Raw genomic sequence first — 17764 nt, 5'->3', positions numbered from 1 at the left:
AGGAAAATCAATGGGTTTTTTAAAAGACAAAAAGGTTCTAATCGTTGGGTTACTAAGCAATAAATCGATTGCTTATGGTGTGGCAGAAGCGATGCACCGTGAAGGTGCTGAACTTGCGTTTACTTATCAAAATGAACGTTTCAAAGAGCGTATTGAAAAGCTCACGGAGCATTATCATCCTGCTGCACTGATTGAATGTGATGTGACAAGTGATGAGCAAATTGAAAATGTCTTCACAATTTTAGGACAAAACTGGGAGGGTTTGGATGGAATCGTTCATTCGGTCGCATATGCACCTGCTGATCAGTTAGAAGGAGATTTTATATCGGCTGTAACACGCGAAGGATTTAAGATTTCACATGATATTAGTGCATATAGTTTTGCAGCACTAGCAAAGGCAGGGCGTAAAATGATGCAAGGTAGAAACTCCTCCGTTACAACCTTAACCTATTTAGGTGCCGAGCGTGCTATGCCAAGCTATAACACAATGGGAGTTGCCAAAGCAGCTTTAGAGGCAACCGTTCGCTATACAGCACTATCTTTAGGTGCAGAAGGTATTCGTGCTAATGCAGTTTCAGCAGGACCAATTCGAACGTTAGCAGCATCAGGGATCAAAAGTTTTAGAAAAATGTTGGATTATAATGCACAAGTCGCACCGCTTAAAAGAAATATTGATATTTTGGAGGTTGGAAACACAGTTGCATTTTTAGCGTCTGACTTAGCAAGTGGAATTACTGGCGAGGTGATTCATGTCGATGCTGGTTACCATTGTGTCAGTATGGGTGCAATTAATTAGTTAATGCTTCAAAGGAAAGGAAGAGTGAAATATGGCAATTAGCATTCTCAACACTTACTTGCTTTTGGAATAGCAAGCATTTGTCTTAATGCAATGTCAGTGAGGATCACTTAAATTTTATTGATTTTGATTAAGCAAACAATCCTACAGTGTTTTTGCAATTTCGCCGTAATAGGCTTTGGTAATTTATGTAATCATCATATAATAAAGCCATTGTATTAATAGCAATAGCGGGGTTTGTGTGTCCAATAATTTATCTTTTTGGCATTTGGTTTTAAATGCAGATATTGTGGTGCAGCTTATTATATTAATTTTAATTGTGGGTTCAGTTTGGTCATGGGCGATTATGATCCAACGTTATCATGTGATTAAAAGCGCAAGGCTTGAAGCAAAATCATTTGTAAAGGAATTTTGGTCAAGTGGTAACATCAGTAAAGTCTATCAGCAGTTACAGCATAATAAGCAAAAAGCACAGGGCATGTCGTATTTATTTAGTTGCGGTTTTCGTGAGTTTATGCGTTTACGTAAACAGTCAGCTTTGCATGGTGATATTGTATTGGAAGGGGTTGAGCGTTCAATGCGTGTTGCCATGATGCAAGAAAGCCAAAAGCTTGAACATCAAATTTCACTTTTAGGCACGATTGGTTCGATTGCGCCTTACGTTGGATTATTAGGAACTGTGTGGGGAATTATGGCTTCCTTTACCGCGCTAAGTGGCGTTGAGCAGGCTACTTTGTCAATGGTGGCTCCTCATATTGCTGAAGCCTTAATTGCCACTGCATTGGGTTTATTTGTTGCGATTCCTGCGGTTGTGGGTTATAACCGCTATTCGCGTGCAGTAGATGCAATGTTATTGGAATATGAGAATTTTCAAGATGAGCTTTGTACTTTGCTTTATCGTGAAGCATATAAACCAGGTATCAGCGAGGAACTATAATGCGTCGTAAACACTCTCGCCGTACCACAGGTAAGGCGATGGTTGAAATTAATGTTGTTCCTTATATTGACGTGATGCTTGTGCTTTTGGTTATTTTTATGATCACTGCACCAATGCTCACCCAAGGGGTCAAGGTCGATTTGCCACAGGCTCAGGCACAGAAGATTCCACCAACTGATCAAAAGCCCTTGATTGTTACCGTCAATCAGCAAGGGCAATATTTCTTAAATCGTAACAATGAGAATACCGCGCTTACAGCAGCGCAGCTTACAAGTATTATTAGTACTACCTTATCTCAAGATAAAGGTAAACAGGTGTATGTGCGAGGCGATAAAAATGCAAGCTATGGACAGGTTGTAGAAGCAATGGTGTTATTGCAAAAAGCGGGTGTAGCAAGTGTGGGATTGGTAACCGATGACTCGCAACGATAGTCATATGCGTAAGGCAACAAAAAAAGCAGTATTTGACCAAATAAAACTAATCTATGTAAGTGTCACAAAAACGTTTGAGCGTCGTAGTTTCGTTTATTCCGTGTTATTACATATTGGTTTGCTGATTGGTTTGGTGGCATTAAAGGCAATATTGCAGAGTAATAAACAAACCTTAAACCTAACTGCTAATCTTCCGCTTGTAAACATCTCAAATAAAGAGATTGTGCAAGCTCAAGCGATATCTAGCGAAGACTTAGATAAAGAGTTAAAAGCCTATCAAGCTGTGCAACAAGTTTATGAGCAACAACAAATTCAAGCGCGCAAACGCCAGGATAAAATAAAAGAAATGGAAGAAAAGCTGACTCAAGCAAAACAAGAAGCCGTACGTCAAGAACAGCTAAGGCTTGCTGAAGAAGCAAAACAAAAAGCACAAGAGGAAAAACTCAAGATTCAAGTAGAAGAAAAAAAGCAACAGGTGTTACGTGAAAAAGCACAAAAAGAGCAGAAAGAAAAAGAACAAAAACTAAAGCAAGAAGCACAATCTAAAGCAGCTGAGCTTGAACGCCAAAAAGTGCTCAAATTAGAGCAACAAGCACAAGCCAAAGTTCGTCAGCAAGAGGCATTAAAGGCTTTACAGCAATCAGCATTAAATGATTTAAATGCCCAAAGCGCTGAACTAGCCGCACAAAGTGCAACGCAAAAAGCTCTACAGACTTATGCTCAAGCGTATAAGGCACGTATTGAAGCCGTATGGATAATGGATGATTGCCGTAAAATCAGTGCAAATCAGTTGCCTACAGTGACGGTTATTCCAGGACGCACACCAACGATTTTCGTTTCTAGTGGTAATATGCAATGTGATCGGTCATTATTATTAGCATTTAAAAACGTACAAGCACCTACTTTACCAAACGATATTGGTGCAAAAAAACTCATATCAGAAGGTATTGATTTTCAATTTGGTGAACAAGGATAAACAATGCAAAAACTATTCCAAGCTTTGACAATGATTTTTTTAGTTGTGTCGACAGTAGCAATACAAGCAAGGCTTACGATTAACATTACCCAAGGCGTCTCACAGCAAATTCCTGTGGCGGTAATGCCATTTAGTGGTGCCTACCCTAAAAATACTGAAGTACCAGATGGCATTTCTTACGTGATTGCAGATGATTTAAGAAACTCAGGTCGTTTGGCGCCACAAACAAAGGATTTTCGGCAAAAACTTAATCGTGTGAGTGAGATCAATTGGTCCAAATGGTCGGCAGATTACATTGTGATTGGGGAGGTTCAAGATAATGGTGGTAGCTATGATATAAGCTATGAGCTAGTCAGTAAATTAAGTAACAGTGTGTTAAGTGCACGTAAATTTAACAATATCAAAAGTAATCAACTACGATCGGTTGCCCATACAATTAGTAATTTCATTTATGAAGCAATCACAGGTAGCAAAGGTTATTTTACTTCTAAGCTTGTCTATGTAGACGTTGAAAATCCTTATGATACAAAAAAAGCCGTATATCAGCTCATTGTGTCAGATTATGATGGTTTTAATCCCCATGTATTGTTACGTCAAACAAAAGAACCGATCATGTCACCCAGTTGGTCAAAGGATGGCAAAACTATTGCTTATGTAAGTTATAGCAGAGGAAATATGGCGATTTATACGATTGAGGTGTACACTGGGCAACGCAAAAAAGTGGCAAGTTATCAGGGTATTAATAGCTCACCTGCGTTCTCACCAGATGGAAATACACTAGCTATGGCCTTATCACAAGGGTATTCGGAAAACACGAATATTTATTTGATGAATTTGAATAATGATAAGCTTTATAAGAAATTAACCTTAAATGGTATCAATACCGCACCTGCCTTTTCACCCTCAGGCAAGCAGTTAGCATTCGTTTCTAATCGGGGCGGGAGTCCGCAGATTTATATCACTGATATTAACAGTAAATACCCTTCATCTGAGCGCTTAACCTATGGACCAAATCAAGCTTTTGATCCGCAGTATACGCCAAATGGTCAAAACATTGTATTTATGTATCAGAAAGATGGTAATTCGGGTACTCAAATCGCAAAAGTTGATCTAGCGACTCAAAAAATTACAGTACTCACACAAGGACAAATGGATTCTTCGCCAAGCGTTTCCCCTGATGGCAATATGATTATCTACAGTCAAGGGCAAGTAGGGGGAGGGGCAAATCTAGCGATGGTATCCATTGACGGCAAGGTGCAAATTACCTTACCATCCAATACCGTAGGAGCAGTGCAATCTCCTGCATGGTCACAGATGATATAAATTATAGTATTCTGATTTTCTAAAAATCACGGGTAGTAAAAAAATAATTAAGGACTAAAAATGGCAAATAAACAAACAAAAAAAAATCTTTTGGCAATGGCTAGTTTATTATCGATATTATTCGTTGCAGGTTGCGCTTCACAGAGGCAGGCTCCGATTGAAGGAATTGGACCCGAAGGTGGTTTGGGGACAAGTGCAACAAATTCTGACGTTGAAACAAATGCACTAGGTCAAGCTGGTAGCTTGGATAGTCAAAGTATTGCTGACTTGCAAAGTCAAATTGCTAATATTGGTCAATATACCCCTAAACAGCAACAACAAATGATGGCAGCATTAAATAGTATGTCGTCATGTCAGCGTGTCTATTTTGCGTTTGATAGTACAGAGCTTACCGCTGATGCAAAAAGCTGCTTAAATCAAGTAGCGAGTTATTTATTGAAATACAATCAACCGATTCGCTTAGCAGGTCACACTGATCCACGCGGAAGTGAAAAATATAACTTAAACCTTGGTCAGCGTCGCGCCGATAATGTGCGTCAATACTTGTTACAACAAGGTGTAACAGGAGGAGATGTTTGCACGGTGAGTTACGGTAAATCACAACCTGCTGCGGCTCCTTCTCAATTTTATGCACAAATGTGTGGATCCACTGAAAATGTGGCATGTAAAGCCAAAGCACGTCAGCATGCTTATTATTTGGATCGCCGCACTGAGCTTGAATTTGGTCAACAATGCGGTTAATGGATAAGTAGTTATGACAAAAGTAAGAAAGCTAGGCATGTGCGGGGTGTTGTTTGTTTTTGCGCCAGGTTTAGTGTTTGCAAACTTAAATGCGGATGTTGCAAACCTTAAACTTGAAACTACTAAGCTGAGCAATCAAGTGCAATATTTGATTAATCAACAAAATAAGGTCAGTAATCAAGATTTTCGTCAACAGCTCAATGACTTACGTGGTCAAATTGAGCTCAATAGCTATAAAATCAATCAACTTAATGTGTTGATAGATTCCAAGCTTGCGACTTTTGAAAAAGAGTTAAATGCGCTTAAAAAAGAAATCAATAAACCCTCACCCAAGGAGTTAAGGTTAGAAAATGATAACGCTGCGTTTGACAAAGCAAGTAAAGCACTACTAGCGAAAAAGTATAAAGATGCTGAGGGCTTATTTAAGCAATATCTTAAAGATTATTACAATGGTGAGCACTATTCAGAATCTTTATATTTGTTGGGGCAAATTTACCTTATCAATGGTGACATAGATTTTGCTTATCAACAGTTCAAAACGATTGTAACACGATATCCTAAAAGTATTAAAATCGCCGATGCAACGTATGCCTTGGCATTACTGGAAATAAGTAAAGGCAACAGCAAAATAGCAAAAAAATACCTTGATGAAATCATTGCAAAATACCCACATTCAGATCTGATAGCAAAAGCACAAGAGCAGTTGAAGGAAATTAGATAAATTTAAGGAAATATTCAAATTTTAATTCACTTTGTAAAGCGCATTCAATTAACCCTTATGTGAGTTGTTTTAGCAAACCTTCTGATTTAAATAAATTTGACAGATCAGCGCCTGAATCAACAATCAGATCACGCGCTTGATTTAAAGCTTCATTTTGTTTTCTATTTCTCGTCTTTCGTTCCTAGATTATATGTTTTTATCATCATAACCTAGGAATGAATTTACACAATTATTTGAATACTCCCAATTGGAGTGAAGCTATGTCTCATTTTTTAATCAAATTTGAAGGCAGAATTTGGAATTATGAAAAATTTACACAGTTAGATGGAGAGACAGACTCTAGCTCCAATTCAAAATTACTTTACCACACTGACCAGACTTCATTAATTCAAATCCTTTGATAAAGTCATCTATATGAAACTGGTGTGTAATGACAGAACTAATATTTAAACCTGAGCCCACCATACTTGCCATTTTGTACCAAGTTTCATAAATTTCACGTCCATAGATGCCTTTTAAATGCAAGCCTTTAAATACAATATCGTTCCAAGGTACACTGAGCTCTCCCTTACTGATGCCAAGCATGGCAATACTGCCACCATTATTCATTGTTTTAATCATTGCTGGAATAGCACTTTGATTACCAGACATTTCCATGCCAACGTCAAAACCTTCTGTCATACCTAATTGCTGCATACATTTTTTAAGTGCATCAGCTTGTTCTTGTGCTGATTTATACACGCTTACGTTAAATGCGATATCTGCACCCAATTGCTTTGCCAGATTTAAGCGATATTCGTTCACATCGGTGATGACAATATGTTTAGCTCCGACATGGCGCGCAATGGCTACAGCCATAATACCTATTGGACCAGCACCGGTGATTAATACATCTTCACCTATTAAATCAAATGATAATGCCGTATGTACCGCATTACCAAAAGGATCAAACATGCTGGCAACATCATCATTCACATAATTTGGCACTTTAAAAGTATTCTCAGCAGGGATGACTAGGTACTCTGCAAAAGCTCCTTGGCGATTAACACCCACCCCAACCGTATTACGGCATAGATGACGCTTACCTGCGCGACAGTTGCGACAAAAACCACAAGTAATGTGTCCTTCACCAGATACGCGATCACCTACTTTAAATCCTTTTACTTCACAGCCTACTTCAATGATTTCACCAACAAATTCATGTCCAACTGCCATGGGGATTGGAATTGTTTTTTGTGACCACTCATCCCATAAGTAAATATGTAAATCTGTACCACAAATCGCTGTTTTTTTGACTTTTATCAATACATCATTATGTCCAACCTCGGGGATGGGTAATTCTGTCATCCAAATCCCAGGTTCTGCTTTTAGCTTTGATAGTGCTTTCATTGTTTTTTGCATTTAAATCACACCCATTTTTTTACCAACTTCAATAAAGGCAGCTACAGTTTTATCGATTTGTTCAACCGTATGTGCTGCCGACATCTGCGTCCGAATACGTGCTAAGCCTTTTGGTACCACAGGATAAGAAAATGCGATGACATAAATAGCTTTTTTAAGTAGTTGTTCTGCCATTTGCGCTGCTTTTTTCTCTTCATATAACATTACAGGAATAATAGGATGCTGTCCTGGAATAAGGTTGAATCCTGCTTCGGTCATCTTTTGTCTAAAATACTTTTGATTACGTTGTAAGATTTCTCTGCGTTCATCTGAATGTATTGCTAACTTAATCGCTTCAATTGAGGTTGCTGCAATCATCGGTGCCAGAGAGTTTGAAAACAAATAAGGGCGTGCTTTTTGTTTTAGCATTTCAGCAATTGGTGCGCGTGCTGCAACAAAACCACCTGAAGCGCCACCTAATGCTTTACCAAGTGTACTAGTGATAATATCAACTCGACCTTCAACCCCACAAAAGCTTGGTGTGCCCCGTCCCTTTTCACCAATAAAACCAGTGGCATGTGAATCATCAACCATGACAAGTGCATGATATTTATCGGCTAAATCACATATGCCCTTTAAATTTGTGATAATACCATCCATTGAGAACACACCATCAGTTACGATCAGCTTAAAGCGCGCACCTTTTTCATCTGCTGCTTTTAACTGCGTTTCTAAATCTGCCATATGATTGTTTTGATAGCGAAAACGCATTGCTTTGCATAAGCGGATTCCATCAATAATACTAGCATGATTCAATTGATCACTAATAATGGCATCCTCTGTATTTAATAGTGATTCAAACACACCACCATTTGCGTCAAAGCAAGATGGAAAAACGATGGTTTCGTCCATCTTCAAATAATCACTAATCAACTCTTCCAGCTCTTTGTGCGGTGTTTGAGTCCCACAAATAAAGCGTACAGATGCTGAGCCATAGCCATATTTATCTAATGCTAACTTAGCTGTTTCAATCAGTTTTTTATTATCTGCCAGTCCCAAATAATTATTGGCACAGAAGTTAATGACATGCTCTCCATTTTTTAAGGTAATATCTGAAGACTGAGGAGAGTTAAGAATACGCTCAGCTTTATAGATACCAGCGTCTTTAATTTCTTGAATGCCTTGTTTAAGGTAATCGTAAAATGCTTTATTCATTATGCGTCCTTTTTGATAGTCTAAATAAAACCAGACTATTGTAACCAACCACGCTTAAAAGTCGAAGAATTTACGAGCACTCCATCGCTTTATGAGTAAATATCACAGCATAATTACCTTCGCGATTTTTAAATCTTGATCACAATCTGCTTTTGGACAGATTTCAATTTTCTCAGCATTTTTGTTATTTTTTTTGGTACACTTAACTAAAGTTTTTCATCAGCAAGACACTTACCAACAACGTCAAGCGTTTATGTCGGAGTAAATAAAGGCACTAATATGACTTCAGTTCAATACCTAAATGTTGATCCAGATCGTAATGGTCAGCGCATTGATAACTTTTTAATCGGTCAATTTAGCAAATTGCCAAAAACTTTGATTTATCGTTGGATTCGTAAGGGTGAGCTGCGGGTGAATAAAAAACGCATCAAACAAACCTATCGTGTCCAAATAGGTGATATTATCCGCATTCCACCGTTCACATTAGAAGATGATCACAAATCAATAAAAATCAGCGCAGATCATCTGAACTTCCTTGAGTCGCTTATTTTATATGAAAACGACGATTATATGATTATTAATAAACCTTCAGGCGTTGCGGTACATGGTGGTTCAGGCGTGAGTTCTGGCTTGATTGAACGCTTAAGACAATTACGTCCATACGCTAAAAAACTGGAGCTTGCTCATCGGTTAGACAAAGAAACATCAGGTTGCATGATCATTGCTAAAAAATATAGCATCCTAACATATTTCCATGAAGCTTTGAAAAAACGTGAAATACAAAAAACTTATCATGCATTAGTGCACGGTACGTGGTCGAAAAAAGTCAAGCAAATTGATCTACCACTTAAACGCCACCTTTTGCCGCATGGCGAGCGTGTAGTCAAAGTTGACAAAATACAAGGCAAAGATGCTCTAACAAGCATTCGCATTTTACAAAAATTTGATGACTACACACTTGTTGAGGCAACTCCTCACACAGGACGTACCCACCAAATTCGTGTTCATTTAGCCGCATTTGATCATCCAATTGTTTGTGATAAAAAATATGGGGTAGAAGAGCAAGATAAAAAACTTTATCAACAAGGATTTAAGCGCCTTTTTTTACACTCTGCCAAACTTGAATTCAGTGATCCTAAAACAGGCGAAAGACGAGAGTTTACAGTGAGTTACGATAATGAATGTACTAGACTCATCTCATCTTTTTAAATTCTTACACCTCGCCAGCAATAAAAGGCAATCTTACTTAACTCCGTGAGCATACCTTTCCCATCTACTGCATTAATGCCATTTTGCTTACACCAGTGTGTAAAAACCGTACCATTTTGCGCATACATCAAATCATAACCTAAGGCACCTTTATTAAAGTTTGTCAAATCGAGTGGTAGCTGCTGGTTATCGATACTAGCTGATGTAGCATTGATTACAAGGTCATAGCTACCGATAATATCATCTAAAGCTTGGACTTCTAGCTGTGTATTATGTAACTGTATACGTTCAACCAATATTTGTGCTTTAGCTAGTGTGCGATTAGCAATCACAACTTTACTTGGTCCCTCTTGCAATAATGCACCTAAAATACCCTTTACTGCTCCTCCTGCGCCTATAATTAATATCGTTTTAGCGTAAATCGGAAAGTATAAATTGTTTTTAATATCATTAACTAACCCCAACCCATCAAGATTTAAACCAATAAATTCTCGCTTATTATTGATAATCACGTTGCTGACTGCTTGTGCTTGTTCTGCCAACGGCTCTAAGTGATCACAATATTCATATAACCTTTCTTTAAAAGGTAGAGTTATACTTAGACCTTTAACAGTCTCATCTAATTTAAGCATATTCAGCGTTTGTTCAAGATTATCAGGATAAACCTCAAGTGTTCCATAACACATATTTTGCTTCGTTTGACTGGCAAACTCATTATGTATTTTGGGTGATAGAGTGTGTTTAACAGGATAACCAATCACGTAATATTGATCAAGCATGCTTTGTATTGCCATTGATCCCCCATGGATTTTTAGAAAACTTCTGCCAACATACAGCGCACACTACCGCCACCAACCGTTTCAATAGTGGGGATATCAAACGATAGGCGGTGGCAATATTTATCAATGAGTTGTTTCTGCGCTTCAGTCAACACATTTTCTGCTTGTTTAGACATCAGCAAATATTTCTCATGTTTTTGATTTGTAAGTTGCAATACATTTCCAGCCATATGGTAAAGCTGCTCAAAAGAAATATCGATTAGCTCTTTACCAATTGCTTGAAGCTTCTGTTGTACCATGAGGCGCTCTTTTTGCTCAGAAATTGCCTCTAAACAAATAACCGCAAATTTGTCGGCAATGGCAAGCATGACATTAGTATGATAAATTGGCTTGCCATTTTTGTCTGTACTGCTAAAGGTAACAAGTTTATAACCTAATTTTTCAACAACCTTGCGTGCAAGCTCAATATCCGCTCGCTCAGATAAGGCAAGAAAAGCCGTTTTACTTGTATGATCAAATATAAACACTCCCGTTCCTTCTAAGGCGCGTCCATTTGCTAAAGCTCTTATATCCTGAATGATATATTTACGCCCCGTCTTTTGTAGCAAAGCATTTTGTAATGCTTCAACTTGCACTTCAGCTTGACGATTCTTGCTAAACATAGGGTAAATATAGAGGTATTTCTGGTCTTTGATTTCATGCGTGCTAAACCAATTATTGGGAAAGACCGCATCAGGAGTATTTTCTTTAGGTGATGGTAATACAATTACTTCAATTCCATAACAACGAATTTTATTCACCATATCATTAAATTCAGTCATTGCTTGCTGAGTAAGCTTTGATTCACTTAAGTTCAGTTTATTCTGAAACGTATTGTTCACAGCAGTTTGCTCATTAAAAGCAAAGTGTGTTGGCGGAACCATGACAACTGTATTTGCAATTCTATTCATATAATATTAACCTTTGACTACATCTCTTTACGCACGAGTGGCATCGACATACAGCGTGGCCCCCCCCTTCCTCTAGATAATTCTGAACATGGGATTTCATAAACTTTAATCCCTTTCTCTTGTAATAGTCTGTTCGTTGCAGCATTACGCTGATACACAAAGACTTCACCTGGTCTAAGTGCCAAAGTGTTTGCGCCGTCACTCCACTGTTCGCGTGAACCTGTAATTGTATCCTCGCCTCCACAATAAATAATTTCGATCTCTCTACTGAGCTCTTCCGACAAAATTTTACCGATATCACCTGTTAATTCATCACATTTAACCGTTTGGGAATCTCCAGCAGAAAGACGGTATATAGTTGTTTTATGTACAATTCCTCTGTGCATCGTTACTTTATCGTAATCAATCTGAGTCAATACTGTATCTAAGTGCATAAATGCACGACTTACTGGAATTTTGAATGCTAAGATTTTTTTAATAGTGTGTGAGGTTTTCAGTCTATCATCAAAAAATAGTTGATGGCTTAATTGTTCAATCGCTTGTGCTGATGTGCGTTGTGAAACACCAATAGCCAGTGTATTTTTATCTAAAACAATTATATCACCACCTTCTATTGATCCATGATTTAAGCGCAAATCTAGTGTCAGGTTTCTACTGAACCGTGAATGATGTTTAAGTACACTTTCAATAAAAATACTTTCTCTTCTTCTTGTTTCTGCATACATGCTATTTAGGCAAGCCATGTTACTAAATACTACTCCAGGATCACGTGTAAAATATAAATTTGGAATTGGATGAAGCCAAAAGTCATCCTTACGTGCGATTTGTGTGCTTAACCCCATGTCTGATAATTTAATTTCATTGCGTTTTAAACCAGACATAAGTTGTTGACACAACTCTTTTCCAGAATACTGACTAAGGTATGCCCTTAAACCATCTACAATATTTACGTTTCTTATCCCTGATAGCCCAAGAAAAGTATTGATTATCTCTGCTTTTAGTATTTGATTATCTAAAACCTCTCCTGCTAAATCTTCTAGATATAAAACCTCTACACCTTGCTGCCTTAATATATTAGCAAATACATCATGCTCTTTTTGTGCATTTTCTAAATAAGGGATATCGTCAAAAAGCAATTCTTCTAAATTATTAGGAGTTAAATTACATAATTCTTTTCCAGGTCTTTTTAATAAAATCGTTTTTAATGGTGCAATCTCACTAGATATAGTTAAGTCAATTTTGGTATCTGGCATACTCACACCTTCCAAACCTTGACTTGTAGCGGTTTCATAAAACATACTTTCTCCAATTTTTCTTAATATTTAATTATCAAAAAGGTTTATATTGAGCCAACTGTTTGTGCTGTTTGATGTATTTGAAGTGCCTGATTATCTCCATAGTCATTAAGCACCGAGAATAAATCTTTTGGATCTTTTAAAACTGGAATCATGTTTATTGGCACGCCAATATCATATTTTTCTGCTAATTGGTAAGTGAGTTTTAACACCGAAAAATCTTCCAAGGCAAAGCCAACCGAATCAAAAACTGTAATTTCATCGGCTGAAGTTCGTCCTTGTTTTTGTCCTTCAATTAATTCCCACAGCTCAGCATAAACAACTTTTTTAGCCTCTTGCTCAGTAAAGCACTGAATTTCACCTTCAATAAAAGATTGTTCAAAAAACTCAACTACGACTTTAGCACGTGTTAAGATGGATTTATCTAGCTCAGTTTTGCCTGGACAATCTCCACCTAAACCATTGATATGCACGCCAGGTCTAACCCAGTCATTTTCAATCACAATAGCGTGCGCCTTGCATGCTGTGCACACAGTAACGATATCTGCACCTTTAATGGCTTCTTCATTGCTTTTACATGGAACCAATTCAAAATTATAAGTCTGCATATTTTTCTCAAAGCGACACATCGCTTTTGGATCGATATCATGATAACGAATCGTTTTGATATCTCGTACAAGAGCTGTTGCCAAGGCTTGAAAGTCACTTTGCGCACCAGTACCAATAAGTGCTAGGGTTTTAGCATCTTTACGTGCCAAATAATCAGTAGCTAGGGCTGCTGTTGCTGCTGTTCTTAAACCAGTTAAAACTGTCATTTCAGAAATAAGTAATGGATGTCCATCAGAAACTTTCGACAACTGTCCCGTTGCAATAATGGTTTGCTTGTTCTGTAATGGGTTTTTAGGGTGACCATTGACATATTTATAGGCAAACAGTTGTTTGTCTGCCGTTGGCATAAGTTCTATCACCCCATCTGGTACATGGAAAGCTGGGCGTGGGATTTTGTCAAATTCTTGCCAACGCAAAAAGTCGCCTTTTAAGGTTGCCATTAAATCAATAAAATATTGCTTTAACCCATGTTTATGTATGAGCTCAGCAAGCTTTTCAACTGAAATAACTTTAATCATTTTGTTCCTCCTTTTCCTTATTTACTAGACTTACGCACTTTAAAATTTTAAAGAGGTGAACTTTTTAATCGTCCCATCACAGTCATTGTAATTTTATAACAAAGGAAACTATAAATTTAATAATTTAAAATAGCAATTAGAATTAAGCAAATGAAGCCCACTGTAGCATTCTTAACAATAAAATCCAACACTGATAATAAAAAGTTGGTGATGGGTATCCCGTAGCTATTTATTTTTGTTATGATGGCATATATTTTGCAAACACACCTTTGTTTATGAATGTAGATCAATCTGAAATTAATAAGTTTAGCGCATTAGCGCATCAATGGTGGTGTGAAGATGGCGAGTTTAGAACCTTGCATCAAGTCAATCCATTGCGACTTCAATTTATAGAGCAATGCGTTGGCAAGCTGAATGATTTAAGGGTTGTTGATATCGGTTGTGGTGGTGGGATTTTGACTGAGAGCTTGGCTTATAAAGGTGCTTATGTAACAGGCTTAGATTTAGCAGAAGCTTCATTAAGCATAGCTAAATTACATTTATTGGAGTCTGGTTTAGACATTCGTTATTTGCAGCAAACGGTGGAGAGCTTAGCCCAACAAGAAACCAATAACTTTGACGTTGTTACTTGTATGGAAATGCTAGAGCATGTGCCAGATCCAGAAAGTATCATTGCATCATGTGCGAGGCTTGTAAAAAATGACGGTTGGTTGTTCTTTTCTACTTTAAACCGCAATCTAAAATCCTATTTGTTATCGATCGTCATGGCAGAATATGTAATGAATTTAATCCCCAAAGGTACTCATGAATATGCCAAGTATATCAAACCGATGGAGCTTATTAAGGCTGCAAGAAAATATGGTTTGCAAGCAATTAAAATCAAAGGTGTTCATTACAATTTTTTGACAAAAACGCTGTCACTTGGAGGAGATGCCGATGTCAATTATATCATCGCATTTAAGAAACAAGCTTAAGCTTATATTATTTGACTTAGATGGGACATTATTAGATTCTTCAACCGGCATTTTCAATGCCATTCGTTATGCATTTATAGCACACAATTTGCAAGTGGCATTTGAAGAACAAACACTTCTTAAACATGCAGGCAGAGGAGTTGAGTTTTTGTTTAAAGAAATCAATGGTAAATTGACAAAAGATGAGCTTATAAGCTTAAAAGAAACGGCATTTTGGCACTATCAAACTCATGCACAAGATACAACAGAAAGTTACCCCAACGTGCGTGAATTGTTTGAAACTTTACAGAAAAAAGCAATCAAATGGGGTGTGGTAACAAGTAAAACAAGGGTTTTGACCGAAGCTGTGTTACCCAAACTCCCCTTGTTTGAAAGCGCTGCAATTGTAGTATGTGCAGATGATTTGACATATAAAAAACCACATCCAATGCCATTGTTATATGCAATGCAAAAGCTTAATGTCTCACATAGGTGCACAGCATATGTTGGCGATGCGAAAACCGATATGTGTGCAGCTAAATACGCAGGATGCTACCGCATCTTTGCTAATTACGGTTATGAAGCAGTTAAATTGACTGTACAGGAATATGATTTAAAAATTTCAAACGTGGAGCAGTTAATCACGTGGATTACTTATATGAATGCCTAGAGGGGAATAAACCCGTTTATGGTAGTATTTACTATTATGCCTATCGACGGCTTGATAACGAAAAAATTGAGGTTTTGTATGCACTTGACCAATTAAAACACCAATGGATCAAAGCGTCAGAGTTTTATCAAGAACCCTATCCTGCTTTGAAAAAACTACAGTGGTGGCAAACTGAGCTAGAAAAACTTAAAACAGGTAAGATGCTAAATCATCCATTACTCAATTTTGTTGTAAAATATTTTAGAGCGGAAGATTTAGTATTGTGGTTAAACCATGACTTAAACTACGCACTGCAAACAATTGCTAAAGGGCGACAACAACAACTTGAAAATGACTTAAGCGACAGTTTTTTAGGAGTAGCAAGCCTTAAAGCAAAATTGCTTGGTTGTATTGATCGACAAAAAGTCAGCACCCTCAACGCTTCGGATCAATTAATCCGACATTTATTATTAATTGGAAAGCATTACTCAAGAAACATAAGCTTAGACGCAAGACTTACGCCACAAGTTGATCAAGGTGTGTTTCGTGAAATTGCTCATAATGTATTAACTAAAGCCAAGTTATTACGACAACAGCTAAAACCCTTTGATAAATCCCTCATGCCATTTATCACCCTCAATAAACTACAATTAGTGAGCGCCCAAAAATTTATTAAAAAAGTAGACAATCCGTTTAGGCAAAGTATTGTTATTTCGCCTTTATTATTGTTATTTACTGCAAGTTTTGCATCAAAGCTTTGATCTGTAGCGCTGTTCTTGTACAATTAAATCTACCTTAGCCCTTTTTATAAGGTAGTGATTGTGAAAAGAATAAGTTGGATGCTGCTATTAAGCTTTTTGATGAATTTAGCTAATGCTGAAAGTCAAGCAATTGCAGCTACACAAAATACTAAAAGTATAGATATTGCACTGGCAGCAAAAGAAAAAGAACAGATTTTGCAATTGCAAAAAATCAACCAAGAAATAGAAGCCTTAACTCAGTCATTAAAATTGATTCAGTTGTCCAAACCAAACGTAGCTACTCCTCAAATGCCTAAGACTATACAGAACTTACTCCCACTGGATAGAGAAGCAATGAATAGTCCGATCTTTGTCCCAGGAGGTGCGCCTATCTCTGATCAAAGCAATAATCCTTATAGCCAACAAGCTAGCGTCGATAAAAGCACTGAGAATTCAGACAACCCATACCTTAATAAAGATCAAAATAGTGAGCAAGATCAAAAAATAGCTAATGACACCTTATCATCTGGTTCAAACTCAAGCTATTCCAATCCCTATAATAATACTAATTATGGCGGCTACTATCCAATAAGTAGCACGAGTTCATCTACTAAGTTTCAAGCTACTTTAAAAGCAGTAAATTCAAAGGGTTATGTCTATGGTATTGCCAAAGAAAACAATGCTTTCATTGATCCTTTTGCCAATATTTCCTCCGATAATGCGATTAACCTTAGAATTATAGGTAGTAGCAGTGGTACAAGTCCAACTTACACTTCCATTAAATTCTGTAATCAAAACTATGTAAATTGTGGTAGTGTTTTGACCATGTCCAGTAACGCGACAAACCTTTCAACTGACCAACTAACTGGTGGTTCTTCTAGTTACGCATTAACGAGCATCACCGTTGATGGTAAAGCTTCAAACTATCAAATAGCTAGGCTTTATGCCCAAATTACAAATTCCGTTAATACCACTACAAATATTAGTTTCTCGTTCCCTATATCAAGTTGTCAAAGTGCACAAAATAGTGATTTAATTTGTACGCTTTCCGTTAGTGGTGCGACGGTTTCAGTTGCAAATAATTAAAACTTATAAAACAGTTACTTGGATATTCCAATATCCTGCCTTGTTTCAGAAAGATACTGCTCCCACTTTGAAAGCAATCTTGCTTTATTCTCTTTAATGCTGTGCCGGCTTGGATCATACCCATCGATTGCTGGTTTATAGTACACGAAGCAATTCTCCGACCTGTTGAGTTTTTAACTTTCCTAAGCAAACAAGAAATCTCTATCGGATTATCTGAACCAAGCAATAGCCGATTCTCGGCAGTGGCAACAATGTCTGACTAGCCAATCAACTGACGCTCGTACCCCCAAAGTGCATCCCGCCATGACAATAAGACACACTCACGAATGAATAGAGTTCTTTCCAAACCTCAATTAGTCAATTCAAAGTTGTAAATTCCCGTTATTAAATTAAATCGAAGTCCAAACCTTTTTCGTCTATTCCGATATTTGTCGGCAATAATTTTAAAACGTTTTA

The 17764-nt window shown here is 37.4% G+C and carries 18 protein-coding genes and 1 pseudogene; 12 read left to right on the top strand and 7 right to left on the bottom strand.

All coding sequences use genetic code 11. The features are described 5' to 3' along the window. Nucleotides 1–10: 10 nt before the first annotated feature. The 7 genes from M1V25_RS08080 (at nucleotide 11) to M1V25_RS08050 (ending at nucleotide 5925) form a co-directional block, all read left to right on the top strand. On the top strand, nucleotides 11–796 hold the full coding sequence (locus M1V25_RS08080) for an enoyl-ACP reductase FabI (RefSeq protein ID WP_116964424.1): 786 nt from the start codon (nucleotides 11–13) through the stop codon (nucleotides 794–796). A gap of 241 nt (nucleotides 797–1037) precedes the next feature. Then, on the top strand, nucleotides 1038–1733 hold the full coding sequence (gene tolQ / locus M1V25_RS08075) for a protein TolQ (protein WP_498842958.1): 696 nt from the start codon (nucleotides 1038–1040) through the stop codon (nucleotides 1731–1733). Next, nucleotides 1733–2164: a protein TolR gene (tolR, locus tag M1V25_RS08070; protein ID WP_239986775.1), complete on the top strand. Its 432-nt coding sequence runs from the start codon at nucleotides 1733–1735 to the stop codon at nucleotides 2162–2164. Before tolQ ends, tolR begins: the two co-directional genes overlap by 1 nt. Continuing rightward, entirely contained in the window at nucleotides 2148–3140 is a 993-nt protein-coding gene (locus M1V25_RS08065; RefSeq protein ID WP_116964422.1) for a hypothetical protein, read from the top strand. Before tolR ends, M1V25_RS08065 begins: the two co-directional genes overlap by 17 nt. Nucleotides 3141–3143: 3 nt before the next feature. Beyond that, nucleotides 3144–4463 (top strand): Tol-Pal system beta propeller repeat protein TolB, encoded by a 1320-nt coding sequence (tolB, locus tag M1V25_RS08060; protein WP_498842957.1) that lies wholly within the window; start codon nucleotides 3144–3146, stop codon nucleotides 4461–4463. A gap of 60 nt (nucleotides 4464–4523) precedes the next feature. Next, on the top strand, nucleotides 4524–5204 hold the full coding sequence (locus M1V25_RS08055) for an OmpA family protein (protein ID WP_498842956.1): 681 nt from the start codon (nucleotides 4524–4526) through the stop codon (nucleotides 5202–5204). 13 nt (nucleotides 5205–5217) lie between these two features. Further along, nucleotides 5218–5925, top strand: a complete 708-nt coding sequence (locus tag M1V25_RS08050) for a tetratricopeptide repeat protein (RefSeq protein ID WP_498842955.1) — start codon at nucleotides 5218–5220, stop codon at nucleotides 5923–5925. 339 nt (nucleotides 5926–6264) lie between these two features. Here M1V25_RS08050 and tdh read toward each other — a convergent pair whose 3' ends face one another. Together tdh and M1V25_RS08040 are read right to left on the bottom strand one after the other, a co-directional pair. Further along, nucleotides 6265–7314 carry an L-threonine 3-dehydrogenase gene (gene tdh, locus M1V25_RS08045; RefSeq protein ID WP_498842965.1) on the bottom strand — a complete coding sequence of 350 codons (1050 nt, stop codon included), beginning with the start codon at nucleotides 7312–7314 and terminating at the stop codon, nucleotides 6265–6267. Nucleotides 7315–7326: 12 nt separating this feature from the next. Further along, the gene (locus tag M1V25_RS08040) at nucleotides 7327–8520 is read right to left on the bottom strand and encodes a glycine C-acetyltransferase (RefSeq protein ID WP_498842954.1); all 1194 of its coding nucleotides are present in this window, start codon (nucleotides 8518–8520) and stop codon (nucleotides 7327–7329) included. A gap of 279 nt (nucleotides 8521–8799) precedes the next feature. Between M1V25_RS08040 and M1V25_RS08035 the strand changes: the two genes are divergently transcribed. After that, on the top strand, nucleotides 8800–9729 hold the full coding sequence (locus M1V25_RS08035; protein WP_498842953.1) for an RluA family pseudouridine synthase: 930 nt from the start codon (nucleotides 8800–8802) through the stop codon (nucleotides 9727–9729). Here the strand turns inward: M1V25_RS08035 and aroE are convergent. Genes aroE through ocd form a run of 4 tightly spaced genes read right to left on the bottom strand, consistent with a single transcriptional unit; the run spans nucleotide 9726 to nucleotide 13880 of the window. Next, entirely contained in the window at nucleotides 9726–10523 is a 798-nt protein-coding gene (gene aroE / locus M1V25_RS08030; RefSeq protein WP_498842952.1) for a shikimate dehydrogenase, read from the bottom strand. The genes M1V25_RS08035 and aroE overlap by 4 nt on opposite strands. 17 nt (nucleotides 10524–10540) lie before the next feature. Beyond that, nucleotides 10541–11458 carry a citrulline utilization hydrolase CtlX gene (gene ctlX / locus M1V25_RS08025; RefSeq protein WP_116964415.1) on the bottom strand — a complete coding sequence of 306 codons (918 nt, stop codon included), beginning with the start codon at nucleotides 11456–11458 and terminating at the stop codon, nucleotides 10541–10543. A 17-nt stretch (nucleotides 11459–11475) separates the two neighbouring features. Next, nucleotides 11476–12756 (bottom strand): arginine deiminase, encoded by a 1281-nt coding sequence (locus M1V25_RS08020; protein ID WP_498842951.1) that lies wholly within the window; start codon nucleotides 12754–12756, stop codon nucleotides 11476–11478. Nucleotides 12757–12797: 41 nt separating this feature from the next. After that, nucleotides 12798–13880 (bottom strand): ornithine cyclodeaminase, encoded by a 1083-nt coding sequence (ocd, locus tag M1V25_RS08015; protein ID WP_116964414.1) that lies wholly within the window; start codon nucleotides 13878–13880, stop codon nucleotides 12798–12800. 275 nt (nucleotides 13881–14155) lie between these two features. Between ocd and ubiG the strand changes: the two genes are divergently transcribed. Genes ubiG through M1V25_RS07995 form a run of 4 tightly spaced genes read left to right on the top strand, consistent with a single transcriptional unit; the run spans nucleotide 14156 to nucleotide 17308 of the window. Next, nucleotides 14156–14854 carry a bifunctional 2-polyprenyl-6-hydroxyphenol methylase/3-demethylubiquinol 3-O-methyltransferase UbiG gene (gene ubiG / locus M1V25_RS08010; protein WP_116964413.1) on the top strand — a complete coding sequence of 233 codons (699 nt, stop codon included), beginning with the start codon at nucleotides 14156–14158 and terminating at the stop codon, nucleotides 14852–14854. Next, on the top strand, nucleotides 14817–15503 hold the full coding sequence (locus M1V25_RS08005; protein WP_157966648.1) for an HAD family hydrolase: 687 nt from the start codon (nucleotides 14817–14819) through the stop codon (nucleotides 15501–15503). Before ubiG ends, M1V25_RS08005 begins: the two co-directional genes overlap by 38 nt. Beyond that, nucleotides 15479–16243, top strand: coding sequence for a hypothetical protein (locus tag M1V25_RS08000; RefSeq protein WP_116964411.1), 765 nt, complete (start codon nucleotides 15479–15481; stop codon nucleotides 16241–16243). Before M1V25_RS08005 ends, M1V25_RS08000 begins: the two co-directional genes overlap by 25 nt. Nucleotides 16244–16303: 60 nt before the next feature. Beyond that, nucleotides 16304–17308, top strand: coding sequence for a hypothetical protein (locus M1V25_RS07995; RefSeq protein WP_498842950.1), 1005 nt, complete (start codon nucleotides 16304–16306; stop codon nucleotides 17306–17308). A 349-nt stretch (nucleotides 17309–17657) separates the two neighbouring features. Here M1V25_RS07995 and M1V25_RS07990 read toward each other — a convergent pair. Next, nucleotides 17658–17764 (bottom strand): annotated as a pseudogene (locus tag M1V25_RS07990) (IS5/IS1182 family transposase); the annotation flags it as partial.

It is taken from the genome of Candidatus Nebulibacter yamunensis (assembly GCF_024208055.1).
Taxonomy (GTDB): domain Bacteria; phylum Pseudomonadota; class Gammaproteobacteria; order Francisellales; family Francisellaceae; genus Caedibacter; species Caedibacter lacustris.
The sequence above is the reverse complement of the archived record's forward strand: the minus strand, read 5'-3'. Positions and strand labels throughout refer to the sequence as shown.